The 26388-nt window shown below is 69.9% G+C and carries 23 protein-coding genes; 9 read left to right on the top strand and 14 right to left on the bottom strand.

Going from position 1 to position 26388, the window contains the following annotated elements; all coding sequences use genetic code 11:
- Window positions 1-48 precede the first annotated feature (48 nt).
- Window positions 49-1275: a glycosyltransferase family 2 protein gene (locus JK358_RS25610; RefSeq protein ID WP_201952573.1), complete on the top strand. Its 1227-nt coding sequence runs from the start codon at window positions 49-51 to the stop codon at window positions 1273-1275.
- Between the two features lie 136 nt (window positions 1276-1411).
- Here the strand turns inward: JK358_RS25610 and JK358_RS25605 are convergent, their stop codons facing one another.
- Window positions 1412-2179: a hypothetical protein gene (locus tag JK358_RS25605; RefSeq protein WP_201951762.1), complete on the bottom strand. Its 768-nt coding sequence runs from the start codon at window positions 2177-2179 to the stop codon at window positions 1412-1414.
- A gap of 91 nt (window positions 2180-2270) precedes the next feature.
- Window positions 2271-3269 carry a methylenetetrahydrofolate reductase gene (locus tag JK358_RS25600; protein ID WP_201951760.1) on the bottom strand — a complete coding sequence of 333 codons (999 nt, stop codon included), beginning with the start codon at window positions 3267-3269 and terminating at the stop codon, window positions 2271-2273.
- A 249-nt stretch (window positions 3270-3518) separates the two neighbouring features.
- Here JK358_RS25600 and JK358_RS25595 point away from each other — a divergent pair, with 249 nt between their 5' ends.
- The 4 genes from JK358_RS25595 to JK358_RS25580 all read left to right on the top strand — a co-directional run bounded on the left by JK358_RS25595 (window position 3519) and on the right by JK358_RS25580 (window position 9201).
- Complete coding sequence (locus JK358_RS25595; protein ID WP_372440724.1) at window positions 3519-4667, top strand: polyprenyl synthetase family protein; 1149 nt, start codon at window positions 3519-3521, stop codon at window positions 4665-4667.
- 271 nt (window positions 4668-4938) lie between these two features.
- Window positions 4939-6552, top strand: a complete 1614-nt coding sequence (gene crtI / locus JK358_RS25590) for a phytoene desaturase family protein (protein ID WP_201951758.1) — start codon at window positions 4939-4941, stop codon at window positions 6550-6552.
- Window positions 6553-6712: 160 nt separating this feature from the next.
- A complete protein-coding gene (locus tag JK358_RS25585; RefSeq protein WP_232851933.1) occupies window positions 6713-8269 on the top strand; it encodes an alpha-(1->6)-mannopyranosyltransferase A in 1557 nt (518 codons plus the stop codon).
- On the top strand, window positions 8266-9201 hold the full coding sequence (locus JK358_RS25580; protein ID WP_201951753.1) for a phytoene/squalene synthase family protein: 936 nt from the start codon (window positions 8266-8268) through the stop codon (window positions 9199-9201). Before JK358_RS25585 ends, JK358_RS25580 begins: the two co-directional genes overlap by 4 nt.
- A gap of 111 nt (window positions 9202-9312) precedes the next feature.
- Here the strand turns inward: JK358_RS25580 and JK358_RS25575 are convergent, their stop codons facing one another.
- The gene (locus JK358_RS25575; protein ID WP_201951751.1) at window positions 9313-9681 is read right to left on the bottom strand and encodes an Rv2175c family DNA-binding protein; all 369 of its coding nucleotides are present in this window, start codon (window positions 9679-9681) and stop codon (window positions 9313-9315) included.
- A 120-nt stretch (window positions 9682-9801) separates the two neighbouring features.
- Here JK358_RS25575 and pknB point away from each other — a divergent pair, with 120 nt between their 5' ends.
- Window positions 9802-11835, top strand: a complete 2034-nt coding sequence (gene pknB, locus JK358_RS25570; protein ID WP_201952568.1) for a Stk1 family PASTA domain-containing Ser/Thr kinase — start codon at window positions 9802-9804, stop codon at window positions 11833-11835.
- Window positions 11836-11921: 86 nt separating this feature from the next.
- Here pknB and JK358_RS25565 read toward each other — a convergent pair whose 3' ends face one another.
- Complete coding sequence (locus tag JK358_RS25565) at window positions 11922-13310, bottom strand: class II 3-deoxy-7-phosphoheptulonate synthase (RefSeq protein ID WP_201951748.1); 1389 nt, start codon at window positions 13308-13310, stop codon at window positions 11922-11924.
- Window positions 13311-13505: 195 nt separating this feature from the next.
- Here JK358_RS25565 and JK358_RS25560 point away from each other — a divergent pair, with 195 nt between their 5' ends.
- Window positions 13506-14003, top strand: coding sequence for a polyadenylate-specific 3'-exoribonuclease AS (locus tag JK358_RS25560; RefSeq protein WP_201951745.1), 498 nt, complete (start codon window positions 13506-13508; stop codon window positions 14001-14003).
- Window positions 14004-14111: 108 nt separating this feature from the next.
- Here JK358_RS25560 and JK358_RS25555 read toward each other — a convergent pair whose 3' ends face one another.
- The 7 genes from JK358_RS25555 to JK358_RS25525 form a co-directional block, all read right to left on the bottom strand.
- A complete protein-coding gene (locus JK358_RS25555) occupies window positions 14112-14837 on the bottom strand; it encodes a lysophospholipid acyltransferase family protein (protein ID WP_201951735.1) in 726 nt (241 codons plus the stop codon).
- Between the two features lie 133 nt (window positions 14838-14970).
- Complete coding sequence (locus tag JK358_RS25550; protein ID WP_201951732.1) at window positions 14971-15978, bottom strand: ROK family glucokinase; 1008 nt, start codon at window positions 15976-15978, stop codon at window positions 14971-14973.
- Window positions 15975-16616 (bottom strand): hypothetical protein, encoded by a 642-nt coding sequence (locus JK358_RS25545; RefSeq protein WP_201951720.1) that lies wholly within the window; start codon window positions 16614-16616, stop codon window positions 15975-15977. The genes JK358_RS25550 and JK358_RS25545 overlap by 4 nt, the downstream gene beginning before the upstream one ends.
- Window positions 16613-17980 carry an ArsA family ATPase gene (locus JK358_RS25540; protein WP_307817736.1) on the bottom strand — a complete coding sequence of 456 codons (1368 nt, stop codon included), beginning with the start codon at window positions 17978-17980 and terminating at the stop codon, window positions 16613-16615. Before JK358_RS25540 ends, JK358_RS25545 begins: the two co-directional genes overlap by 4 nt.
- A gap of 41 nt (window positions 17981-18021) precedes the next feature.
- Complete coding sequence (locus JK358_RS25535) at window positions 18022-18459, bottom strand: SRPBCC family protein (RefSeq protein WP_201951718.1); 438 nt, start codon at window positions 18457-18459, stop codon at window positions 18022-18024.
- Window positions 18460-18501: 42 nt separating this feature from the next.
- Window positions 18502-18891, bottom strand: a complete 390-nt coding sequence (locus JK358_RS25530; protein WP_201951715.1) for an SRPBCC family protein — start codon at window positions 18889-18891, stop codon at window positions 18502-18504.
- A gap of 124 nt (window positions 18892-19015) precedes the next feature.
- Complete coding sequence (locus JK358_RS25525) at window positions 19016-20179, bottom strand: glycosyltransferase family 4 protein (RefSeq protein WP_201951712.1); 1164 nt, start codon at window positions 20177-20179, stop codon at window positions 19016-19018.
- 148 nt (window positions 20180-20327) lie between these two features.
- Between JK358_RS25525 and JK358_RS25520 the strand changes: the two genes are divergently transcribed.
- Window positions 20328-20765, top strand: coding sequence for an SRPBCC family protein (locus tag JK358_RS25520; RefSeq protein ID WP_201951709.1), 438 nt, complete (start codon window positions 20328-20330; stop codon window positions 20763-20765).
- A 74-nt stretch (window positions 20766-20839) separates the two neighbouring features.
- Here the strand turns inward: JK358_RS25520 and JK358_RS25515 are convergent, their stop codons facing one another.
- From JK358_RS25515 to JK358_RS25505, 3 genes are all read right to left on the bottom strand, one after another.
- Window positions 20840-21844: a hypothetical protein gene (locus JK358_RS25515; RefSeq protein WP_201951707.1), complete on the bottom strand. Its 1005-nt coding sequence runs from the start codon at window positions 21842-21844 to the stop codon at window positions 20840-20842.
- 100 nt (window positions 21845-21944) lie between these two features.
- Window positions 21945-23027 (bottom strand): NlpC/P60 family protein, encoded by a 1083-nt coding sequence (locus tag JK358_RS25510; RefSeq protein ID WP_201951702.1) that lies wholly within the window; start codon window positions 23025-23027, stop codon window positions 21945-21947.
- Window positions 23028-23161: 134 nt separating this feature from the next.
- Entirely contained in the window at window positions 23162-23785 is a 624-nt protein-coding gene (locus JK358_RS25505) for a C40 family peptidase (protein WP_201951699.1), read from the bottom strand.
- 620 nt (window positions 23786-24405) lie between these two features.
- Between JK358_RS25505 and JK358_RS25500 the strand changes: the two genes are divergently transcribed.
- Entirely contained in the window at window positions 24406-26208 is a 1803-nt protein-coding gene (locus JK358_RS25500) for a DEDD exonuclease domain-containing protein (RefSeq protein ID WP_307817734.1), read from the top strand.
- Window positions 26209-26388: the final 180 nt, after the last annotated feature.

Here is a 26388-nt window from a genome sequence, read left to right as displayed (position 1 = left end):
GACACGGCAGTCCGGGCCGGGACCACCCTCGCCTGCCTCGGAACCGTTGTGGCACTGGCCAATCGGCTCGGCGTCCGGCAACTGCGGCCCGGCGAGCACACGATCGACGAACCCGTCACCGTCTGCATCCCGGCTCGCGACGAGGCAGCCCGACTCCCCGCCCTGATCGCGGATCTCCGTGCCCAGCAAGGCATCCCGAACCTCCGCGTCCTGATCCTCGACGACGCCTCCACGGACGGCACCCACCAGGCCGCCGCGGCGGCGATCGACGCCGACCGGCGATTCACCCTGATGCGCAACGACATCGAGCCACCGGCCGGCTGGAACGGCAAAACCGCCGCCTGCGCACGACTGGCTCGGCACGCGAGAATCATCACAGCCGAGACAGCCGTGCGCGCGAGCGCGCAGCACGGGATCGCGGCGCTCGACTCCACCGCTACCGGACACCTCGCACCGCGCCCCCCGGGTGAGCCCCAGCCCTCGAATGCGCCGGGCGCGGTGCCCGCATCCGCCGGCACGCTGATCTTCCTCGACGCCGACATCCGGATCGCGCCGACCGCTCTGGCCTCGGCCGTCAGCGAATTACGCAGGACCGGAGCGGCTTTGGTCTGCCCCTGGCCGCTGCAACTCGCGGAATCCGCGGCTGAACGTCTGGTGCAGCCGCTGCTGTGCTGGTCATGGGCAGCCACCCTGCCGGTGCCACTGGCGAATCGGACGGCCTTCCCCTCCATGGCCGTGGCCTGCGGACAGTTCCTGGTCTTCGACGCGGCCGCCTACCAGGCGCTCGGCGGCCACACCGCGGTCGCGAACGACGTGACCGAGGACCTCGCCATAGCCCGAGCCCTGCGCCGCACCGGCGCGCTCACCACCCTGGTGGCAGCCGGACCACTCGCCCGCACCCGGATGTACCGGAACGCGGGTGAACTCGAGGACGGTTACACGCGCTGGCTGTGGTCTGCCTACGGTGGCGTGCTGGGCAGTGCCGCTGTCGCCGGTCTAGCGGCGACCGCGTACTGGGTTCCACCGCTGGCGGCCGCGCTCGGCCGTGGAAAGACAAGGCGCACAGGGCTGCTCGGCTACGCGGCCGCGATCACCACCCGGCTCCTCGCCCGATCCACGGAAACCGGCGGACAGCTGGGGCTCACCGATATCCGTGCCGCACTTGCCCATCCCCTCGCGGTGGCGGCCTATCTGCGGCTCTCGGCGATGTCCCACCGCGCCCACCGCCACGGCGGGCTGACGTGGAAAGGCCGGGCGCTCACCAGCGATCGCTGAGCGGTTCTCCACCGCCGAGGCGGGGCGAAGCCGGCACAGCCCGCGCGAGCGGGGCGGAACCGGCCCGCGGTCGACCGCGCCTGGGCACGGATACCGTTGCCGCGCTTGACCATCCGACGCTGGGAGCATCGGTCCGCTAGGGCACCGGGGTGATGCCGACCGTCGGGAAGAAGAAGCAGGAGCGGCCGTCGTTGTTGACGTAGCCGAAGATGGCGGCGAGGACCGTGCCGGAGCCGGTGTCGACGGGGACGGCGCGGACGCCGCCCCGGGGCAGGGCGGCGGTGAAGAAGTCCTGGACGGCCTGCTCGACCACCGGGCGGAGTTCGAGGGGAACCTGGGCGGGGATCATGCCGCGCAGCACCTGGGTGAGGGAGCCCATGGGGGTGGCGCCGCCGCGTCCGGTGGTGAGGTTGAGCCACACCACCTGCATGCCCGCGGTTTCGGGGCCGTCGGGGCTGATGCCGTAGGGGACGAAGGCGAACATGGTCTGGCCTGCCTTGACCGCGGTCAGGTCCAGACCGGGGATGGAGACGGAGTAGCGGGGCCAGGGGCCGGGAATGGTGCCCGCCACCGCCGGGGCGATGCCGAGGGCGGTGCCGCCCACGCAGAAGGGGGCGGCGGTGGGGTACATGAAGGGCTGGACGCCCAAAGCCTGTAGGCCGTTGAGGGTTTCGCCGTAGGCGGCGAACCAGTCCGAGGGGCCTGCCGTTTCCGTCGCTTCGGCGATCGCGGCGAAGAGGGCGGCCGCGTCCTCGGTGGCGAGGCCCGGGGCCACCTCGGCGGTGCCCACCGTGCTCGGACCGGTCGCCGGGTCGGCGGTGGCGTGACCCGCGCCGGTTGCGGTGAGCAGCGCGCAAGCGCCCAGCACGCCTGCGACACGGACGAGGGTCTGCGGCACGGCCATGGGTGTGTCTCCTCAACATCGCGGTCGAGGTCGCACGCTACTCCGCTGACCAGGAAAAACCCGACATTTCAGTCGGCATGCCGGGTGCGGGTCAGGCGTGCGCCGGGGCCGCCGACATGGTGTAGCCGAGGTTCGCCAGGACTTCGCCGGTGGCCTTGGCGAAGTTCAGGGTGATGAAGTGCAGGCACGGCGCGCCCTCGGCGATCAGGCGCTGCGCCATCTCGGTGGCGATCTCGATTCCGGCCGCGCGCACGGCCGCGCGATCCTCCTCGGGACCGTCGCCCGCGGCCCGCTGCAACCGCTCCATCACCGCGACCGGCAGTTCCCGCCCGGACAGCTCGACGGCCCGCTGCACGGTGCGCAGCGAGGTGATCGGCATGAGCTCGGGAATGATCGGCTTCGCGCCCTCCACCGGATCCGCCGCCAGCGCGCGATCGCGCAGCCGCAGGTAGTGCTCGGGGTCGAAGAACATCTGGGTGATCGAATACTCCGCTCCCGCACGCAGTTTCGACACCAGGTGCCGGGTGTCGGTATCCAGGTCGGCCGAGCGCGGATGCCCCTGCGGGAACGACGCCACACCCACGTGGAAGTCACCGAGATCACGCACCATGCGCACGAGTTCCTCGGCGTACTCGACGCCCTCGGGATGCTTGACCCAGTCGCCCAGCGGATCCCCCGGCGGATCGCCGCGCAGCACCAGCAGATTCCGGATGCCGGAGTCCGCGTACGCGCCGACGATGGACCGCAGTTCGGCCACACTGTGCTCGACGGCGGTCAGGTGCGCGACCGTCAGCAGGGTGGTTTCGCGGGCGAGCTGCCCGGTGACCCGGATGGTGCGGTCGCGGGTGGAACCGCCCGCCCCGTAGGTCATGGACACGAAGGCCGGGTGCAGGCGCTCGAATTCGCGGGCCGCCCGCCACAGCCGCGCCTCACCGGCGGCGTCACGGGGCGGATTGAACTCGACCGAGAACGGAACCGAACCGTCCGGTCGCGGACCCAGCTGCTGCACGATCGAGCGAGTTCCGGACACGTGCGGCGTGCGGGAAACTCGGCCAGGGGTCGAATATCCCCGTACATTGTCGAAACTCACCCGGCCATTTTACGGGTCGCGAGCTGCGCGGAACCGTGGACCCGGCGCTCCGCCGAACACATCCCACCAGGTGAGACGCTGTGCCGCGCCCGCCCGGCCCGACCCGGTCGAATCGTGCAGCAACCCGGACCATCCGAGGCACACCAGGACCGACCCCCGCACCACCGCACTCCCGCTACCGACCGGACAACCCCAACCGGACAACCCGTCGACCGGCCTCCTCGCCAGGACCGCCCGCTCGGTACAGTCGTGCCTGAATCCCCGCCCAGCTCACCCGAGGAGGATGCCCTGTCCGCCGGACCCGGTACCCCGACCCGCCATCCGGTCGGCGCGGGGTCACTCGTCACCGCCGTCGAAGCACGGCTGCACCGATTCTTCGCGACCCGGCGGGAACTCGTCGAACCACTGGGCCCGGTCTTCGTGGACGCCGCCAGCGCCCTCGAGGAATTCGTGCTGCGCGGCGGCAAACGCACCCGCCCCGCCTTCGCCTGGACGGGCTGGCTCGGCGCCGGACGCGACCCCGAGGACCCCGAAGCCGACGCGGTGCTCACCGCCTGCTCGGCCCTGGAACTCGTGCAGGCCTGCGCGCTCATCCACGACGACATCATCGACTCCTCCCGCACCCGGCGCGGATTCCCGACCGTGCACGTGGAATACGAAGAGCGGCACCGGGATCAGCGCTGGGCCGGTGACCCCGACCACCACGGCACCAGCGTCGCCATCCTCATCGGCGACCTGGCCCTGGCCTGGGCCGACGACATGACCCGCGAAGCCGGACTGGATCCCGCCGCACAGGCCCGCTTCGCCCCGGTGTGGGCCGCCATGCGCACCGAGGTGCTCGGCGGGCAGCTCCTCGACATCCACGGCGAATCCGCGGGCGACGAAACGGTCGAGGCCGCGCTGCGCATCAACCGCTACAAGACCGCCGCCTACACCATCGAACGCCCGCTGCACATGGGCGCCGCACTGGCCGGCGCCGACGCGGATCTCGTTGCGGCGTACCGCGAATTCGGCACCGACATCGGCATCGCCTTCCAGCTCCGCGACGACCTGCTCGGCGTCTTCGGCGACCCCGCCGTCACCGGCAAACCCTCCGGCGACGACCTGCGCGAAGGCAAGCGCACCGTCCTCATCGCCGAGGCCCTGCAGCGCGCCGACGCCACCGCCCCCGCCGCGGCGGCCCTCATCCGCCGCAGCCTCGGCACCGACGTCACCCCCGACCAGGTCACCGAATTGCGCACCCTCATCACCGATCTCGGCGCGGTCGACGCGGTCGAGAACCGCATCACCGACCTCACCGACCGCGCCCTCACCGCCCTGGACGCCAGCACCGCCACCACCGAGGCCCAGCGCCAGCTGCGCGCCATGGCCCTGGCCGCCACCGCCCGCGCCTACTGACGCGGCGGCTCCAGCGGGACCACACCCACCGGAACGCCCGCGCCCGGACCTGCGCGCAGGGGCCGGGTCTGGACGCACCGGAGCGGCCGAAACCGGCCCGCCCGCGTGGCCGGGACCGGGGCGCGCCACAATGGCACAGGACATGCGGCGGCCGGAAGCGGCCGTGCCGAGGTGAGGCACCCGGGCCGCAGCGGCGCGTGTGGCGCGGGGCAGCGGGTGCGCCACAGATCGGGCACAGTCGCGCGAAGGATTGCCGGAAGTGGTGGGTGGTATGAAAACGGTTGCGGGACAGACTGATCGGGTCGTCGTCGTGGGCGCGGGACTGTCCGGCCTGGCCGCTGCTCTGCATCTGGCGGGGGCCGGACGGCAGGTGACCGTACTGGAGCGGGCCGACCACCCCGGCGGGCGCGTTGGGCTGTATCGCGGGGAAGATTACGAAATCGATTCCGGGGCAACGATTCTCACCGTGCCCGAGCTGATCGACGAAGCGCTCGCGGCGGTCGGGCAGACCCGGGAGTCGGTCGGGCTGCGAATCCTGGAGATGGCTCCCGCCTATCGGGCGCGGTTCGCGGACGGCACCGAGGTCGGCGTCTACTCCGATCCGGAGCGGATGGCCGCCGAGATCGAGCGCGTGCGGAATTCCGGTGCGGCGCAGCGGTATCGGCGACTGCGCGGATGGCTGCGAGGCGTGTACGAGGCCGAGTTCGGGCATTTCATGGACACCAACTTCGATTCGCCCCTGGACATGGTGCGCATCCCGGCAAAACGCGCGGCCCTGCTGAAGCTGGTGCGGCTGGGCGCGTTCGGGCGGCTCGGGCCGAAGGTGCGGCGGCTGATGCGCGACGAGGAGCTGGCCCGGCTGTTCAGCTTCCAGGCGCTGTTCGCCGGAATGTCGCCCAATCAGGCGCTGGGTGTCTACGGGGCTATCCCGTATATGGATACCTGCCTGGGCGTCACCTATCCGGAGGGCGGGATGCGGGCCATCGCCGAGGCGCTGGGCCGGGCGCTCGTCACCGCGGGCGGCACGCTCGAGCTGAACACCGAGGTCAGCAGCCTCGACTATCGAGGCAGGCGGGCCACCGCGGTCCGTACCTCCGACGGTCGCACCCTGCCCTGCGACGCCGTCGTGCTCACCGCCGATCTCGGCTCGCTCGACCGCTTCGGCCTGCGCCGACGCCTCGGATTGCGGGCTTCGCCGTCCGCGGTGGTGGCGCACGGCACCATCCCGGCCGAGGTCGCCGCGCGGTGGCCGGTGCAGGCGCATCACACCATCGACTTCGGGCGGGAGTGGGATCGCACGTTCACCGAGATCGCCGCCGGTCGCGGCCGGGGCGCGCTGATGAGCGACCCGTCGCTGCTGCTGACCCGCCCGGCGCTGACCGATCCCACGCAGTACATCGATCGCGCCGAACAGCACATCGACGCGGCCGGTCACCTGCGCGACACCGTCCGCTACGAGCCGCTGTCACTGCTGGCCCCCTGCCCGAATCTCGATGCGTCCCCGCTGGACTGGGACCGGCTCGGCCCCGCCTATCTGCGCGAACTGCTGCAGACCCTGGAATCGCGCGGCTACCAAGGCATTTCACGCCATTTCCGAATCGACCACCTGGACACCCCGCGCACCTGGCAGCGCCGCGGCATGCTCGCGGGCACCCCGTTCTCGGCCGCCCACCTGTTCCGGCAGACCGGCCCGTTCCGCACCCGGAACCTGGTGCGCGGCCGCGACAATGTGGTTCTCGCGGGTTCGGGCACGGTCCCCGGCGTCGGCGTACCCACCGTGCTGCTGTCCGGAAAACTCGCGGCGGCGCGGATCACAGGTGATCTACGACATGCCGAGCCCGTAACCTCCCACGCCGAGGCGGTAGCACTGCCGCGGACGCACTAGACTGTGGCGCGTCCAGATCCACGCGACAACCGCCGCCGACCTTTCCGGGGGGAAACGACCGCCTATGCCGACCCCCGATACGGACGCCGCCACTCCGGGCGCGCTCAGAGCAGCCACCCGCGTCGACGCCGACCTCGCCTACGCCACCCAGCACAGCTGGATGCGTAGCTCCGCCGACTTCGTACGCACCCCCGAGGGCCATGCGGCGATTCTCGGATTCTTCGGCGCCATCATGATCACCTTCGGCGGTTTCGGCGCGGGCAGCACCCGCAAATACGATCCGCTGCTCGAGGCCGCACACCTGTCCTGGCTGCGCTACGGGCACGGCTACGCGCTGTCGACGGTATTCGTGTGGATCGGCGTCCTGGCCATGATCACCGCCTGGGTGCGCCTGGGGCGGGCCACCATCGGCACCGTGCCGGGCGCGAAGGTGACGCTCAACGAACTGCGGGCCATCGTCGGCATCTGGCTGTTCCCCTTGCTGTTCGCGGTGCCCATGTTCAGCCGCGACGCCTACTCGTATCTGGCGCAGGGCGCGCTGCTGCGCGACGGCTTCAACCCGTACACGGTCGGGCCGGTCGTGAATCCCGGTGTGCTGCTGGAGAATGTGAGCCCGGTCTGGACCAACACGACCGCGCCGTACGGGCCGATCTTCCTGCTCATCGCGCGCGGGATCACCTCGATCACCGGCGACAACGTGGTGGCGGGGACGATCGCGCTGCGGCTGGTCATGCTGCCGGGGCTGGCGCTGATGATGTGGGCGGTCCCGCATCTCACCAAACATCTGGGCGGCAAGCCCACCATCGCGCTGTGGCTGGCGGTGCTGAATCCGCTGGTGCTGATCCACCTGATCGGCGGCGTGCACAACGAGATGCTGATGGTCGGGTTGATGGCCGCCGGTATCGCGCTGGTGCTCGAGCATCACCATGTGGCGGGCATCGTGGTGATCGCCATCGGTGTCGCGGTGAAGGCGACCGCCGGTGTGGCGCTGCCGTTCCTGGTGTGGATCTGGATGATTCACGAACGCGAGAAGCGGGCCGCACGCGGTGAGGGCGACCTGCCGCATCCGGTGGCCATGTTCGCCAAGATCGCGGGGCTCGGTATCGCGGTATTCGCGCTCGTCTTCGTGATGGCCACCGCGCTGACCGGCCTCGGCCGGGACGGATTCGGCTGGCTCACGGCGCTTTCCGGTTCGAAGAAGATCATCAACTGGCTGTCGCTGCCGACCGTCATGGCGCACGCGGTCACCTGGGTGACGCCCTTCGGACTCGACTCGGCGCTCGGCGTGACGCGCACCATCTGCGCGATCGCACTGGTGGGCGTGCTGGTGTGGGCGTGGTGGCGGTTCAAGCACACCGAGAAGGAAGCCGTGTTCGGCATCCTCATCGCCTTCGTCGCCATCGTGATCCTGTCGCCGGCCGCGCTGCCCTGGTACTACTCGTGGCCGCTGGCGCTGGCCGCCGGATTCGCGCTGTCCACCACGACACTGCAGTGGCTGGTGGGCGTGTGCACCTGGCTCATGCTGGTGTTCCAGCCGGACGGGTCGATCGGGCTGTACAACTTCATCCATGTCGCGCTGGCCACCTTCGCCGCCGTGGTGGCGGCACTGGCCCTGCGCACCGTGGACCCGTTGAAACTCGGCAACGAACACCTGCACCGGCAGCACGAGGTCGTGCCCGCCGCCCCGGTGCCCACCGGAACATCCAGCACCGCATGACAATTCAGCTCGACCACGCCTATCGGGACTGCCGCCGCGTGGCGGCCGCCCACGGGCGCACCTACTTCCTGGCCACCCGGCTGCTGGAACCCGAGCGAAGACCGGCCGTGCACGCGCTGTACGCCTTCGCGCGCATGGTCGACGACATCGTGGACGCCGCCGACGCTCCCGCCCACGCGGAACAGTCGGCGGCCCAGCTGGATCGGATCGAATACGAGCTACGCGGCCACCTCGCCCAGGCTCCCGCGCGCACCCCGCGCACTCCCCGGGACCGCGTCCTGCTCGCCGTCTCCGACACCATCCGCCGCTATGCCATTGCCCCCGAACACTTCTGGGTGTTCCTCGACTCCATGCGCATGGACATCCCCGGCACCCCCCAATACCGCACCGGCTACCCGGACATGGCGGCGCTGCGCACCTATATGCGCGGCTCGGCGGCCGCCATCGGCCTGCAGCTCCTGCCCGTCCTGGGCACCGTGGTCCCGGTCGAGGACGCCGAACCGGCCGCCGCCGCCCTCGGCGAAGCCTTCCAGCTCACCAACTTCCTGCGCGACACCGCCGAAGACCTCGACCGCGGCCGCATCTACCTCCCCGCCGACGAACTGGCGGCCTTCGGAGTAGACGCAGCCCTCCTGGACCACTGCCGCCGCACCGGCGAAACCGACCAGCGCGTGCGAAGGGCCCTCGCGCACCTGATCGCGGTGAACCGCGGCATCTACCGCGTCGCCATACCGGGAATCGACCTGCTGACCCCCCGCGTACGCCCGGCGATCCACACCGCCGCCACCCTCTATCGCGGCATCCTCGACGAAATCGAACGCGCCGACTACGCGGTCTTCAGCCGCCGCGCGGTAGTCCCGCAACACCGCCGCCTCCGCGTCGCCGCCCGAGAATTCGCCGCAGCCCACCCCCTGCTCCGCCGGGGAAACTGACCGAACCGCCGGGCGACAGCGGGCGCGAAAGCCGCACTCCCCCTTGACCTCTCACCCCTGTGCCCCGATGCGTCGGCATCGGGGCACGAGATCTCGGAGTGGAGTTCTACCTCAGAACGGATCCGCCGCCGCGCGGCGGATGACCTCGCGGGCCAGCGGACCGTGCAGGGCGTCGATGGGGCGGCCCGGGAGGGTGTCGTCCTCGGTGTAGACCCACTGGAGGATTTCCTCGTCGGTGTACTTGCCGTCGCGCATGACGGTGATCAGACCGGTGAGGTGTTTGGCGATGGCTCCCGCGGAGTCGAAGAACTCCTTGGGAACGCCGACCACGCCGTCCCGGCGCACCGCGATGATCTGATGGTCGCGCAGCAGCTGATGTACCCGCGTGACCACCATGCCCAGCTGCTCGGCTACGTCGGGCAGCGGGATCAGGGTCACCGAATCCGGCAGGACGTCTTCGCTGTATGGAATGGCACTCACGCCGATAACGGTAGTCCCTCGGGTCGCTCCCGTCGCATCACACCCCGGCGCGACTACCATCGGGTGAGCCGCACCGGGCGGCAGAGCTATCGGAAGGGCTGTAGTCAGTTGATCGGCGAGATGCTGGAGGGGCGCTACCGCATCGACGCGCCGATCGCGCGTGGCGGTATGTCCATGGTGTTCCGGGGGGTGGACGAGCGGCTGGACCGACCGGTCGCCATCAAGGTCATGGATCCCAAATTCGCCGGCGACCCGCAATTCCTCACCCGGTTCGAGCTCGAGGCCCGCGCGGTCGCCAAACTCAAGCATCCGTCCCTGGTCGCCGTGTACGACCAGGGCGTGGACGGCGACCACCCCTTCCTGATCATGGAATTGGTCGAGGGCGGCACCCTGCGCGAACTGCTGCGCGAACGCGGACCCATGCCGCCGCACGCCGTCCGCGCCGTCGCCGAACCGGTGCTGCAGGCCATCGGCGTCGCGCACGCGCACGGCCTGGTGCACCGCGACATCAAACCGGAGAACGTCCTCATCTCCGACTCCGGCGAAGTGAAGATCGCCGACTTCGGCCTGGTGCGCGCCGTCGCCGAGGCGGGCATCACCTCCGCCAGCGTCATCCTCGGCACCGCCGCCTACCTCTCCCCCGAACAGGTCACCAGCGGCAATGCCGACGCGCGCAGCGACGTGTACTCGGCGGGCATCCTCATCTTCGAGATGCTCACCGGGAAGACCCCGTTCACCGGCGACACCTCCATCTCCATCGCCCTGCAGCGGGTGGACAAGGACGTGCCGAGCCCAAGCCGCTTCATCGCCGGCGTGCCGCCCGAGATCGACGATCTGATCGCGCACGCCACCGCCCGCGAACCCGCGCACCGCTTCGCCGACGCCACCGAGATGGCGAACGAACTCCGGCGCATCGCCCACGACCTGCAGCTACCCGACTACCGGGTGCCCGCGCCCAAGGATTCGGCCGAGCATCTGAGCGCCCGCTACCGGGTCGGCCCCACCCCGTCACCGCAGGCGCCCCGCACCCCGCCGCCCGCGCGGCACGCCCCGCCCGGCGCGACCGATCTCACCACCAGGATCCCCGCCGCGGATCCGCCGACCATGCAGGCGCCGCCGCACTACCAGACCAGAGTCATGACCGCGGCCCGCGAAATGGCACCGGACTACAGCCAGGATTACGACCAGGCCCCGCCCGGCCCGCCGCAGCGGCAATCGCATCCCGGCCAGTCCGGCCCGCCGCACCGGCCGCGCGACCCGCTCCTCGAGGATCGCGGCAAATCCCGTCGCACGGTGGCGATCTGGCTGGGCATCGTGATCACCCTGGCCCTGCTGCTCGGCATCGGGGGCTGGTGGGTCGGAGTCGGCAGATACGAGGCGGTCCCGTCCATCGCCGGCCTCGACAAGGACAGAGCCGTCGCCGCCCTGCAGGACGCGGGATTCGGCACCGAGACCAGACTCAAGGCCAGCGACGTCATCCCGGAAGGCAATGTGGTCGGCACCGACCCGCCCGCCGGATCCAAGGTCACCAAGGGTTCCACCGTCGCGATCCTCATCTCCAGCGGTAAGCCGAAAGTCCCGGACATCACCCCCGGGCAGGACGTGAGCAGCGTCAACCAGGCCATCCGGGACGCGGGCCTGACCCCGGTGGATGCCGGGGAGACGGGCAGCACCGCTCCCAAAGGCACTGTCGCCAAGGTCGATCCGAGCCCCGGCACCATCCTCCCCGCCGGCGCGAGCGTGAAGGTGTACCGCTCCAAGGGCTCCCAGCCGGTCAAGGTTCCCGATGTGCGCGGCAAGACCGAGGAGGAGGCCAAGACCGCCCTCCAGACGGCCGGGCTGGACGTGAAATCCATTCGCTCCGAATACGACGCCAAGGTGAAGGGCGGCCAGGTCGTCGGCACCGATCCGGCGTCCGGGTCCACCGTGGACTCCGGTGACGGCGTGGTGCTCATCGTGAACAGCGGCGTCGACATGCCGGATGTGCGCGGCGACAATGTGTCCTCGGCGCGCACCGAATTGGAGGCGCTCGGCTTCAAGGTCGTTGTGCAGCAGCTGTTCTCGAACGACAACTCGATCGTGGTGTCGCAGAGCATGAACGCGGGCAACGCCGTGGAACCCGGCGCGACCATCACCCTGGTCGCGCTGCCCTAGCCGCTCGGCCCACGCACGGCAACGGGCCCCGATCCGCCCGGATCGGGGCCCGTCTCGCCTGTGCGGCAGCCTGATTCAGGCGCGCGTCAGCGCAGCATCTCCGCGACCAGGAACGCCAGCTCCAGCGACTGCTGGGTGTTCAGGCGCGGATCGCACGCGGTCTCGTAGCGGCCCTCGAGGTCGGCGTCCGAGATGTCCTGCGCGCCACCGAGGCATTCGGTGACGTTCTCGCCGGTGAGCTCGATGTGCAGTCCGCCCGGATGCGTGCCCAGCGCGTGATGCACCTCGAAGAACCCCTGCACCTCGTCGACGATGCGATCGAAGTGGCGGGTCTTGTATCCGGTGGACGCCTCGTGGGTGTTGCCGTGCATCGGATCGCACTGCCAGATCACCTGATGTCCGGTGGCCTGCACCTTCTCGATGATGGCGGGCAGCACGTCGCGCACCTTGCCGTTGCCCATGCGCGCCACCAGCGTCAGCCGGCCCGGCTCGTTGTTGGGATCGAGCCGCTCCACATACTCCACGGCCTGCTCGGGGGTGGTGGACGGGCCGATCTTCAAACCGATCGGATTGGCCAGCAGTTCGGCCAGCGCGATATGCGCGCCGTCGAGCTGACGGGTGCGCTCACCGATCCACAGGAAGTGCGCGGACAGGTCGTACAGCACCGGCTCACCCGACACCGGATGCTCGCTCAGCCGCAGCATGGCCCGCTCGTAATCGAGCACCAGCGCCTCGTGCGAGGCGTAGATCCGCGCGCTCGACAGGTTCGGATCGTTCACACGGCAGGCGTTCATGAACGCCAGCGCCCGGTCGATCTCGGTGGCCATGGCCTCGTAGCGGGCCCCCGCCGGGGACTGCGCCACGAACTCGCGGTTCCAGTCGTGCACCTTGTGCAGATCGGCCATGCCGGCGCTGGTGAGCGCCCGCACCAGGTTCATGGCGGCCGAGGCGTTCGCGTACGCGCGCACCAGCCGGGACGGATCATGTTCGCGCAGCGCCGGATCCGCGGCGAGGGAGTTCACCATGTCACCGCGGTAGGACTTGAGCCCCAGCGAATCGGTATCGGCCGAACGCGGTTTCGCGTACTGCCCGGCGATCCGCGCCACCTTCACCACGGGCAGGCTCGCGCCATAGGTCAGCACCACGGCCATCTGCAGCAGCGTGCGGATATTGCCGCGGATATGCGGTTCGGTGTTGTCGGCAAAGGTCTCGGCGCAGTCGCCACCCTGCATGAGGAACGCCTCGCCGCGCGCCACCTCGGCCAGGCGCAGCTTCAGCTCCTCCACCTCGGCGGGCACGCAGATGGGCGGAACACTCTCCAGCACGGTGCGCATATTGGCGGCCTGCTCGGGATCCCAGGACGGCTGCTGCAGCGCGGGACGAGCAAGCGCGTCGTCGAGTCGCCGACGCAGCTCGGCGGGCAACGGAGGAAGTTCCGGCAAGCGATCGATCGGTACGTCGACGGTCCAGTTCACCCGTTCAGAATACGGACCACGTTCGCCCCGCGAACCACCCCCAGGGCTGGAAAAGCTCACACCGTGTGCGAGGCCCTACGCCCACCGGGTACCCGCGAATCGACGGAACCTAGGCTAGAGAGCCGGTGATCTGCCCGGATCATCCCAGCCACTGTGCGTCGGAGACGACGGCGACCGAGGAGAAGGCCGAGCTCTTTGAGATACTTTTACGATTGCGAATTCATCGAGGACGGTATCGTCATCGACCTCGTGTCCATCGCCGTCGTGTGTGAGGACGGGCGCGAGTACTACGCGATCTCGACCGAATTCGACGAGAGCAAGGCCGGGCCGTTCGTGCGGCGCTACGTGCTGCCGCAGTTGCCGCCGCCCGCGTCACCGCTGTGGAAGAGCCGGGAGAAGATCCGCGACGATCTGTACAAGTTCCTGGTGCCGCGGCCGGGCGTCGAACCGGAACTCTGGGCGTGGGTCAGCGCCTACGACCATGTGGCGCTGTGCCAGCTGTGGGGATCGATGGTGGATCTGCCCAACGCGCTGCCCCGATACACCAACGAGCTGCGCCAGCACTGGGATCAGCACGGCAAGCCCGCGCTGCCGCCGGTGCCCAAGGACGCGCACGACGCGCTGGCCGACGCCCGGCACAACCTCGCCAAGTTCGAGGCCATCGAGGCGCATCGCAGGCGACAGGCGTCCTGACCGTCGCTGGGCCTCGAGAAGCTCTGCCGCCCAAGGCAAACCGGCCGCAGACGAAAGGGCCGCGATCCAATCCGGATCGCGGCCCTTTCGTCGGCCGAGGGGTGAGCCTCAGCCCGCCATGGTCTGCGGGATACGGTCGGCGTCGGGCGTCGAGCCGGACGGCACGCCCTTCTTCAGGCTCGCGGCGTACACGTCGACGTACTCCTGATCGCCCATCCGCATGAGCTCGTACATGATCTCGTCGGTGACGGCGCGCTCGACGAAGCGGTTGCCGCCCATGCCCTCGTAACGCGAGAAGTCGATGGGGGCGCCGAACTTCACGGTGACCTTCTTGCGCCGCCAGCGGAACGGGCCGGGCGGGCACACCTCGTCGGTACCGATCAGAGCCACCGGGATCACCGGGACACCGGTCTCCAGGGCGAGGCGTGCCACTCCGGTCTTGCCCTTGTACAGGCGGCCGTCCGGGGAGCGGGTGCCCTCCGGGTACAGGCCCACCAGACGGCCCTCCTCCAGCAGCTTGCGCGCGGTGTTGAGGGCGGCTTCGGCGGCGGACGCGCCGGAACGGTCGATCGGGTACTGGCCGGTGCCCGCGAAGAAGAACTTCTGCAGGCGGCCCTTCAGACCCGGGGTGGTGAAGTACTCGGCCTTGGCCAGGTAGGTGATGCGGCGCGGGCTGGCCAGCGGGGTGAACAGCCAGTCGGTGAACGACAGGTGATTGCCGGCCAGGATCGCTGCGCCGTCTTCAGGGATGTTCTCCAGGCCCTCGAATTTGGGCCTGTTGTACAAGTGGATGAACGGTCCCACCAAGACGAATTTCAGCAGCCAGTAGAACATCTCGTCCTTTCCCCTGTTTCGATACCCGGGACCGGCTTCGTTGCGGGCACCACACTCAGTAGGCGACTCTACCGCTGAGACCTGTGTGTGACCAACCGCTCCCCCCGGAATGTGGCGGGTTCGATCACAGGTTTTACGTGCGGTAACCGTCGGCGGGCGAACCTACGGTGACGTAACCCGGAAGCGCCGCGCGCGCGAGTTCGGCGGCGCCGATCATGCCCGCGGCCTCACCCAGTTGCGCGGTGCGAATCCGCGCGAGGCGGCGATGCCGCGCACCGGTGATGGAGGCGGCGTAGTGCTCGCGGGCCTCGTCCAGGAACAGCGGCGCGGACGTGCTCACGCCACCCGCGACCACGATCAGATCCGGGTCGAAGATATCGCTGACGAAGGCCAGGCCGAGACCGAGCCAGCGCGCGAAATCGGCCATCACGTCGATGGCCACCGGATCGCCGTCCTGGGCCGCGCCCGCGACCCGGCGACCGGTCAGCGCACCCGGCTCCCGCTTCACCTCACGGGCCAGCACGGTGGAACGCTGCGGATCGGTGGCCAGCATCTCCAGTGCGGTGTCCACCAGAGCGGTTCCGCTGCAATACCTTTCCCAGCAGCCGCGTTTGCCGCAGGCGCAGGCGCGGCCGTTGGGCACCACCTGCAGATGACCGAGTTCCGGTGCGACACCGTAGCTTCCGCGATACAGCTGCCCGCCCACCAGCAGCGCGGCTCCTATCCCCGTGCCGATCGCCACCAGCACCACATTGCGCCCGCCCGCGGCCGCACCGAACCGGTATTCGGCCCACATGGCGGCGTTCGCATCGTGTTCGAGAATCACCGGCAGCCCGAGCCGATCGGTGAGCCGCTGCGCCACCGGCGCGTCCTCCCACGGTAGATGCGGTGCGAAACGCACTGTGGCACGGTCCTCGTCCACGAATCCGGCCACCGCCAGACCCACCGCGCCGATGGCATGCCTGCCGCACAGTTCCCGCACCGCGCGGGCGAGCCCGTCTTCGAGCGCCCGCGCCGAGTGCGGCGTCGGCGCGGTCACGGTATCGAGCACCTCACCGGAGCCGTCGACCACCGAGGCCCGAATATTGGTGCCGCCCACATCGATTCCCACGGTCAGCGGCACGTCCGATGCCCCCGTCATGCCTTGATGGTGACGTGGATGGGGACATAACCGGGCCGCGCGGACTGCTTGTCGCTGCCCTGACCGCTTGCGCGCCCGGCCTTTTCACCGGTCGGCCGCTTGGCGGTGCCGGGTCCGCGACCGAAGCGGCTCCGGCCCGAGGTCTCATCGGCGTCACCCGCGGCATCGGAGCCCGAATCCTGATCTCGCGCAGCCGAACCGGGATCTGATCCCGCCGAATCTCCGGCACGGCCCGAAGTGTCGTGCGTGCGCCCGGCCGAATCACCGGCACGCCCGGTGTACTCCTCGTGGTCGTGGCGCGGGTTGTAGTCGGCCGACTCCGGATCCAGGTCCGGCGGAATGACCGGCTCGACCGGCACTCCGGCCAGGGCTTCACGCAGTACGGTCACGATCGCGGTGCCGTGCTCGGCGATGGCGGCGACCACATCGTGATGCTGTCCGCGCACCACCGCCGCGGCGGCGCAGACCGGGCACCAGCTGCAGCTGTCCCATTCCGCGCGCCCGTCGGAGGCGGTCTTGCGCAGCACCGGTTCGACGCGCTCCAGCACCGCTTCGGCGAGCAGTTTCAGTTCCTCGGCGAATTCACCCAGGTTCTGGTCCGGGTGCGGGGTGCGCGCGTGGTCGTGGGTGCTGGTCATTTCGGCCAAACCTGTGGGTCGGGCCGGAACCTGATGACAAGCTGGTCTCCGTCGAGTTCGGCGGCATCGACCGTGCACCGCCGTAGAACCGGCGCCAGCCGCAAGCGGCGCCGCACCCCGTCCGCTCCCACGATCAAATCGTCCTCCACTCGTCCCAGCTGCAGGGTCGACGGATCGACCACGGGTAGATGCATGCGCATCGCGAACACCGAATGCACGCCCGCCTCCGATTCCAGCCGCACCACCGGCCCACCCTCGGCGGACAGCACACCCTCGGTGTCGCTGCCGAGCACATCTGTGCCAAGCATAGGGATCGCATCCGATCCCACCCAGTCACCACTCGCGTCGATCCCGTACGAGAGTGCCGACAGCGAGTTCAACCCCACCGGCTCCGCCCCGGTATGACTCACCACCGCGACCCGCACCCCACCCATGCGCTGCCGCAATTCGGCCACCACGTCGAGCTGTTCGCCGCGCCGGTTGAAATACCACTGCACCGCGGGATGCGGGACGGCCGCGGCGGGCCGCCTGTCGCGGGCGTCCGCCGCCAGCATCTCGGAATACGAGACGCGTGGACCGTACGACCCGGCCGCGCCGCCGGAAAACGGCCCGGCGGCGGGCAGTTCCGGCAGCACCTTGTTCACCAGGACCGCGTCCAGCCGCAGGCCGAGCAGGGCCGCGGCGGAGCGGACCCGGGCCGATTCGGCGACCGCGACCCGTTCGGGGGCGGTCACCAGTTTCGCGCCGGTGCGGGTGCGGTCGGCGATCAGGTCGCGGGCGCTGGTGACGGCCGTGGCGATCTCCTGCACGGTGGCCGCGAGCAGGGCCTTCTTCAGGTCGAGGCCGATGGCGGTCATGGTGCGGTTGTGTGCGGGCCAGACGCGTTCGAGGTAGCCGAGCAGCATGTCGGGGGCGGTGATGATGCGCAGCATGTCGGCCGAGGGCGGGCAGTCCAGCACCACGACATCCCAGTTGCCGGTCTCGGCGAAGTCGGTGATCTCGAGCAGTGCGAGGATCTCCTGCACGCCGGGCAGGCCGGTGAGTTCGGCGGGATCCAGTGCGCCCAGGTCGAATCCGTGATCGTGGCCCGCGCCGACGGCGGCCAGCGCCACCACGCCGCGGAAGCGATCCTCCAGCAGCGCAAGGGAATCCACTTCGATCACGTCGAGGCCGGGCTGCACGGCCGCGACGCCGGGCGACACTCCGGGCACATGCTGGAATCTGAATCCGAGTGCGTCACCGAGGGAATGGGCCTGATCGAGGGACGCCAGCAGGACCCGTCGGCCGTGGCGCGCGTAGGCCAGGGCGGTCGCGCACGCCAGGGTCGTCTTCCCCACACCGCCCTTGCCGATGAACAACTCCACCCGGGTGGTGGAGCGCGGCGGGCGTTCGGTCTCGCTCGCGGTCAGTCTTCGACCCGTTTCTTGAGTTCCTTCAGGGCCGTGTCGGTGATGACCTTCTCGGCTTTCCGTTTGAACATGCCGATCATCGGGATGTTCAGGTCGACGGTGAGTTCGTAGACCACCTGGGTGGTGCCGTCGGGCAGGGCGATGAGCTCGTAGGTGCCGTCCTGGGCTTTCTGCAGGTCACCGGCGACGAGGGTCCAGCTGACGGCCTTGCCGTCGGGACGCCAGGTGTAGGACAGCGTGTAATTGTCCTTGACGACACCGGCATCCAGGACGAACCGGGCAGTGCGGGCGCGGCCGTCCGGGAACTTGTCGAGCACCTCGACCGAACGGGCCGCGGCGACCCATTCCGGATACGACTCCAGGTCCGCGATGACGGCCATCACCCGATCCGAGGGGGCGTCGATCACGATCGACCTCTGAGTCCGATCGGCCATGGGAGGCAGCGCTTCCTTTCCGGAGGGTCGGTGGTACCGGCGTCAGCGCGCCGCGGGCGCGACGCCGGCCGGACGGCCCGCCTCGAGCCGGGCCTTGATCTCGAAGGACATCTTCTTCCCCGCGACCCGGCGCACCCGGTTGGCGGCCATCAGATCACGGATGGACAGGCCCTCGGCCCCGCCCTCGGGCTCGGCGTGCAGGAAGTAGTGCAGGATCACGCCGTCCAGCATGGATTCCAGCCACACCTCCATGGTGCCGTCCAGCGCACCGGTGACCGTCCAGCGAATTCCCTTGTCGCCCCGGTCTTCTCGCACCTGGAGCTGCAGATCGGGCCACCATTGACGCCAGCGGGCACGATCGGCCAGCACCTCGCCCACGGCCGAGCCCGGCGCGGCGACGAATGTCTGGTCGGCAACCTGGATACTGCTCACGACCGTGAGCCTAACAGTGCCAAATTGCGACCGTGTCGCACAGCCTGGCCACGGCCCGAGTGACCCCGGTCTCGTTCCGACCCGTAGCGCTCTCGCAGCGAGCGGCCGTCGCCGGATCGCCGCGTCAGTCCAGGCCCGGATGCTGCGCGAACATGGGGTTCGGGTCCAGCAGCTCGCGCAGGCGGGCGCCCATGAGATCCCAACGCCATTGCCGCCGAACCCAATCGCGGCCCGCGGCGCCCATGGCCGCGGCGGCGTCCCGGTCGGAGAGGATGTCGACGACGGCGTCGGTGAGGGCCTGAATATCCTTGCCGCCGACCACCCGGCCGGTCTCGCCCTCGCGGACGGTTTCCGGCGCACCGCCCGAATCGCCCGCGATCACCGGCACGCCGGTGGCCGAGGCCTCCAGGAAGACGATGCCGAGACCCTCCACGTCCAGGCCGAAGCCGCGGGTGCGGCACGGCATGGCGAAGACATCGGCGATGGTGTGGTGGGCGGCGAGTTCCTGGGACGGCACCCGCCCGGTGAAGATCACGTCGTCCGACAGCCCCATGGCGTCGGCGAACACCCGCAGCTTCTCCTCGTACGGGCCACTGCCCGCGATGACCAGCACGGCGCCGTCGACCCGCCGCTTGATCTCCGGCATGGCCGTGATCAGCATGTCCTGCCCCTTGCGCGGGACCAGGCGGGACAGGCACAGAATCGTGGGCCGATCCCCCAGCCCGTACCGGGCGCGCAGTTCGGCGCGCGCCGCCGGATCCGGCTTGAACACCTCGGAATCCACTGCGGGCGGCAGATATTCGAGCGCGGCCTGGGCGCCGAACGCCGCCGAGAACCGCCGCCGCGTGTACTTGCTGACATAGGTGACCACATCGGTGTGGTCCCCGATCACCCGCAGCGCCTGCCGCGCCGCGGGCAGCATCGACCAGCCCACCTCGTGCCCGTGTGTGGACGCGATGATCCGTTCGGCCCCCGCCCGCCGCAGCAGCGGCGACATCAGCGCCAGCGGCGCGGCCGCCCCGAACCACACCCGATCGCACTGCTCGTCACGCATCAGCTTGGCCGCCCGCCGCACCACCAGCGGCGTGGGCAGCATCAAGGTCGTGGGATGCCGCACCACCTGAAACGGCTGCTGCGCATCGAATTTCCGATGACTGTCCCCCCGCCACCGCGGCGCGTACACCACCAGCTCATCGGCGGGCAACTGCAGCGTCAACGCGTGCAGGTACGACTGGATACCACCCGGTCGCGGCGGGAAGTCATTGGTAACCAGCAGCGTTCGCCCCATGCGCACAAACCTACTGCACCGCGCCGCACCCCCTTCCGCCACACGTCGACGAGGCGCGGCGGCCCACGGCCGAACCCGAGTCGCGCGGCCTGGCAGGCGGATGTCGGCACACCTGCCATGCTGGAGGCATAGAGCGAAAGCCGAAACCATGACAGAACTCGTCGCCGAAGCCGAGATCGCCCGCCCGGCCGCCGCCGTCTGGGCGCTGCTCGCCGACTATGACAACGACCCGCGCTGGCGGCACGGCGTGCACACCATGGGACCGGACCCGGCAGGTCAGGTACGCGTCGGCACCCGCACCGCCGAGATCCTGCGTTTCGCGGGCCGCACCTACCGCAACAGCGGCGAGGTGATCGCGGTCGACCCCGGCCACAGCTTCCGCTGGCGAACCACCAGCGGCGTGACGGCCACCGGCACCCGCACCGTCGAACCCCGCGGCGACCACCGATGCGCGGTCCGCCTCCACGTCCGGATCACCCCCGCCGGCCCCGACCGCCTGGTGCTTCTTCTCTTCGGCGGCCGACTACGCCGCAACCTGCTCCGAGACCTCGAGTGCTTCCGAGCCCTGGCCGAGAACAGCGCTTGACCGTCGGTCCCGAGCGCAGCGGTCACTTCTGCCTTTCACACCGCTCGCACCCGGTCTGCGCCTCGGGCGTTCGCTCAGGCCGCTTCGTTGCTGCGGGCGGTGATCCACGCTCGCCAGCCGGTGCGGAAATCCTCGCCGGAGACGCCGAGGCTTTCCCGGATCACGCGGTCGACGGCGGCGTGGTCGCGCGGGCCGGTGGCCAGTTGCCGGTAGAGGTTCACCAGTGCGGGCTCACCGAATTCGGAGGCGATGAAGGCGCAGGCGGACCAACCCTGTTCGTAGGCGAGGGAGGCTTGGCCGCCGGCGGGTTCGAACATGGCGTCGGCGGGGAGGTCGGCGGGCAGGTCGCCGGTGCGCGCCCGCGCGATGAGGGTCGGCGCGATCTGGGCGACCGGCTGCCGGGTGCTGCGGTGGGCGGTGTATTCGGCGAAGCCTTCGAGCATCCACTGCGGTGACCCGTCGACCGTCACCGCGCGGGTGGCGATATGGGTGAGCTCGTGTCGCAGCACTGTGCGCAGTCCGTCCGCGCCGAGGCGGCGTCCGGCTTCGGGGCCGAAGACCACGCGCTGCCCTTCGGGTTGGCTGCCCGGATGAAACGGGTCGGCGACCGTCGCGGCGGCGACTTCGGCGGGCACGGCACCGGTGGCGTGGGTGAGCGCCGCGAATTCGGCTGGGCTGGAAGCCACGACGACGACCGGGGCCTGCGACCAGTTCGATCCCCACAGCGCGCTCACCGCGACCGTGGCCGCCGCGAGTTCGCCCGCGAGCACGTCGATATCGCCACTGCGCGCCGGATGCCCCAGCACCACACCGACTTTCCCCGCGCCCGTCACCACGGGTTCGGCCACGACCTTCCCGTAGGAGTCCATGAGCCGCCGCACCTCGGGCACCTGGGGGTCGGTGGCCACCAGCCCCGCGTCCCCCGGCACCACCGCGCGGATCTTCGGCAGTACCGAGTTCGGCAGCATGAGCAGCGCCCCGCACGCGGCGGTCAGCCCGATCACCATGGTGCAGGTGGCGACGAACTGGAATCGTCGTTTGGCCGACAACCAGCCGCGGGCCTGTCGCAGTGCGCTCATCGCCACCTCGCGGTCATGCGCCGTATCCGAGGGTGCAGGCACGGGACCCCTCCGTGGTTGCACACGTTTCCTCCTCCGGGGCCTGGCCGTGCCTGCCGGTTCAGAACCGGCGCGCCGAATTGAACGGTGTGGACCCCATCGGCGCGACCTGGACCGGGACGCCGAAGGTGGAGGCGTGCAACATCAATCCGTTGCCCGCGTAGATGCCCACGTGTGAGATCTCAGGGTAGAAGAACACGACGTCGCCGGGCTGCAGGTCCTTCTCGGCGACGGGCGTGCCGAAGCTCGCCTGCTGCTGACTGGTGCGCGGCACGCTCTTGCCGACCTGTTTGAACGCCCACTGCACGAGGCCGGAGCAGTCGAACTGGTCGGGGCCGACCGCACCCCAGACGTAGGGTGCGCCGATGCGGGTGAGCCCGGCGGCGAGTGCGCTGGTGCCGGAGCCGGGGACGAGCCCGCGCAGCAGGGTGTCGCGGTCGAATCCGGGCGGGAAGGGCGTACCGGCCAGGGCGGAGCGGTCACCGGCGGAGAGCTGCCCCCAGGCGGCGATGACTCCGGCGATGGAGCCTTGCAGCGCGGCGCGTTTGGATTCGAGGTCGGTGCGCAGGGCGTCGGCGGCGGTGCTGGCGGCGCGGGCGGCGTCGGCGGCGGTGCGCGCGGCGGTTTCGGCGACGGCGGCCGCGTCACTGGCCTGTTTGTATTGGGCGACTTGCCGATTCGTGCGCGATCCGAGCAGATCCACGATGGACATCTGGTCGAGCAGCTGCTGCGGGGAGTCGGCGGCCAGCAGCGAGCTGAGCTGATTGCTGCGGCTGGTGAGCAGTGCGGAGGTGGCGGCCCGGTCGATGGCGGGCTGGAATTTCTTGATCTCGGCCTTGGCGGCGTCGAGTGCGTCGGCGGCGAGCGCGGCCTGGGTGTCGGCGGTGGCGAGGGCCGCGAGTTTGGCGTCGAGGTCGGACTGTGCGCCGAGGGCCTGCTGGTTGAGCTGTTCGGATTCCCGGGACAGATCCATCAGCCGTTGTACCGCGTCGGCGGCGGTGGCGGGCGCGGCGACCGGGTCGGCCAGGGCGGGGGCCGTGGTGGTGGCTCCGAAGACGACCACCCCTACCGCCAGCGCACCTCCCACCAGGCACCTGGTGCGATTCTTCGTTCGATCGTTTCGCTGTGCGGCCACCGTCGGCATGTCCCGTTCTCTTACCCCAAGCCGGAAAAGAAGGTCTCGATAAGATTACGAAACGGCGACCGCTTGTGTCCAGTAGGCCACGGGAATGTCACGGTCGCCGCTTCGTTCGCAGGTCAGGCACCTGCGGGCCCGTCTCAGATGCGCCGTGCGCCCGCGAAGGGCATGGACGAAATGGGCGCGACCTTGACCGGCTGACCGGAGGTGGAGGCGTGCACGACCTCGCCGTTGCCGATGTACATGCCGGAGTGGCTGCCGCCGTAGAACGACACGATGTCGCCCGGCTCGAGGCCTTCGTAGGAGACCGGCGCGCCGGAGGCGAGCTGGTCGTAGCTGGTGCGCGGGATGCTCACGCCGGCCTGGGCGTAGGACCACTGCATGAGGCCGGAGCAGTCGAAGGCGTTCGGGCCGGCGGCGCCGTACACGTAGGGCGAGCCGACCTTGCTGAGCGCGGCGTCGACCGCGATCTGGCGGGCGCTCTGCTGCGGCGCGGCGGGCGCGCCCGGGACCTCGACGCCGGGGATGGCGGGGATCTGCACCGGAATCGATTCCGGCACACCGGGGATGCCGGCGGGCAGCTGAATGGTGTCGGGCACCTCGAAGGTGCCGACGCCGGGGATGGTCACCGGCTGGGCCGACGCGGGAGTAGCGGGCAGCAGTAGCGCGCTCAGCGTGGCAGCGCCGACGGCACCGGCGGCGGCGGCGCGCTTGGCATTGCGCTGCATGCCCCGGACCTGTCGCTTGACGGTGGTGGTCGCCATGGTGAGGAACTTCCAATCTGCCCCGCGACGCCGCACCGGTTTGGTGGGTCGGACTCCGCGAGGTCTCAGGAAGATTACGAGGACATAACGGTGGGTTGTAAAGCCGCAACCGACGCCGAGTAGTCCAAAAGTGTTACGCGTCCACATTTCGCTGCGACGGACATCACACCAATCACGAAAAGATAACAAGCGACGTTTTGTCCGGAGCGTCCGAACGGCTACCGGTCGGTAACGTAGCCGTGCCGAAGACCCGCCCGACCTCGACGAATTCCACATAACCGCAGGTCAGACCTAAACCCTCCGACCTGCGCGGCTGCGACACGGGCACGCGACACGCCCGACCGCGCGGTGCCGGGACAGCACGCGGTGGGCGGCGACACGAACCAACCGTTCCCCCCTCCGAAATTGATCCACATTCCGAATCAATGTGACCCTGGTCACAAACTCGCATATTTTCGCAATTCGGGGATTTCATCTCGAGAATCTCGATTGCATATTCAGACATTTCGCCAGGTCGATGTTCCACATAGTCATAACAGCGGCGAAAACAGCCATCCGGCCGGTCACGGACGGGATGAACCGGCCCGGGATGTCGGACCCCGCGCCTACGCTTGCGGACCGTGTCCGAACAGTTGGCCTTCGACGAACTCGAAACCCCGCTCTATGACACAACGTTCGTGGTCGTAGACCTGGAGACCACCGGAACCAGTCCCGAGGGCGACGCCATCACCGAGATCGGCGCGGTGAAGGTGCGCGGCGGCGAGGTGCTCGGCGAGTTCGCCACCCTGGTCAATCCGGGCTGCGCGATTCCGCCGCAGATCGTGCACATCACCGGCATCACCACCGCCATGGTCATGGACGCGCCCCGCATCGAGCAGGTGCTGCCCGGCTTCCTGGAGTTCGCGCAGGGCGCGGTGCTGGTCGCCCACAACGCCCGCTTCGACACCGGCTTCCTGCGCGCGGCCGCGGCCCGCTGCGAAACGGCGTGGCCCGCCTTCCAGGTGGTGTGCACCGTGCAGCTGGCGCGGCGGGTGCTCAGCCGCGATGAAGCGCCGTCGGTGAAGCTGGAGATGCTGGCCCAGATCCTCGGCTCCGAGACCCGCCCCACGCACCGCGCCCTCGACGATGCCCGCGCCACCGTGGACGTGCTGCACGCCCTCATCGCGCGCGTGGGAAACCAAGGGGTGCACAGCCTCACGGAACTGGTCGACTACCTACCCGAGGTGACCCGCCGCCAGCGCGCCAAACGTACCCTGGCCGCCGACCTCCCGAGCACCCCCGGCGTCTATCTCTTCCGCGGCCCTTCGGAGGAAGTCCTCTATATAGGAACCGCGGTGAATCTTCGCCGCCGCGTACGCAACTACTTCACCGGTTCCGACACCCGCCCGCGCATGCGCGAGATGGTGCAGCTGGCCACCCGGGTCGATCACGTCGAATGCGCGCACGCGCTGGAGGCGGGTGTGCGCGAACTCCGCCTGCTGCTCGCGCATACCCCGCCCTACAACCGCCGCTCCAAATTCCCGCAGCGCGCCTGGTGGCTCACCCTCACCGACGAGCCCTTCCCCCGATTCGCCGTCTCCCGCACCCCCACCCGAGACTGCCTGGGCCCCTTCCACTCCCGCACCGACGCCCAGGAGATCGCCGCCACCCTCGCCGAACTGGCGGGCCTGCGCACCTGCACGACCCGCATCCCCCGCACCGGCCGCCACGATTGCCCGCCGGCGATCGTCGGCGGTTGCCCCGCGAGCGCTCACAGCGCACCCCTATATATAGAGGAATACCAACCGGCCCCCACGGCAGTTCGCGCCCTCTTCTCCGGCACGGACGACGCACTCCTCCGAGCGATGTCCGACAAGCTCGAATCCCACTCCACCGCAGAACATTTCGAAGCCGCAGCCCGCCTGCGCGACCGCAGTGTCCCGGTGATCCGCGCGCTGCGCCGCACCCAGCGCCTCACCGCCCTGGCCCGCATCCCCGAACTGATAGCTGCCCGCCCCGACGGCGCCGGTGGCTGGGAGTTCGCGGTTATCCGCCATGCCCGCCTCGCCGCCGCGGGCACCGCCATTCGCGGCATCTCCCCCATGGCGGTGGTGGAACGCCTGGCCGCCTCCGCCGAAACAGTCATCCCCCCACGCCTGGACTCCCCCGCCGCCACGGCCGATCCGCTTCCCGGCACCGAGGACGAGCCCGTCCATCCCCCACTGCGCGGCGCACTCCCCGAGGAGGCGGGCCTCCTCGTCCGCTGGCTCGAACAACCCGGCACCCGCATTGTCCGCACCACCGACGGCTACGCCGAACCCCGCCTCGGTGCAGGCGCCTGGCTCACCTGGGTAGACCGCGCCGAAGCCGCCGCAGCGGCAGAGCAGCACCCGCAAGCCGAGACGGGCGAAGTACCGGAGCGGATCAGCCCGCCGCTCAACTGACAACACCGCTCCACGCCGAAACCCTTGCGCAGCAACCCGCGCCACGTCGGGGGCGGCCGATCCGAATGGGCCGGGCAACCCCGCGCCGGTTCAGTGCGGCGACGGCCTGGGCCGCATTACCTCTGGCAGCCTGCCCTGACGCGCCGCTCGGCGGGGATCGACGCAGCGACCGGGATTACG

This window comes from Nocardia acididurans (assembly GCF_016741815.1).
Lineage (GTDB): Bacteria > Actinomycetota > Actinomycetes > Mycobacteriales > Mycobacteriaceae > Nocardia > Nocardia acididurans.
The sequence above is the reverse complement of the archived record's forward strand: the minus strand, read 5'-3'. Positions and strand labels throughout refer to the sequence as shown.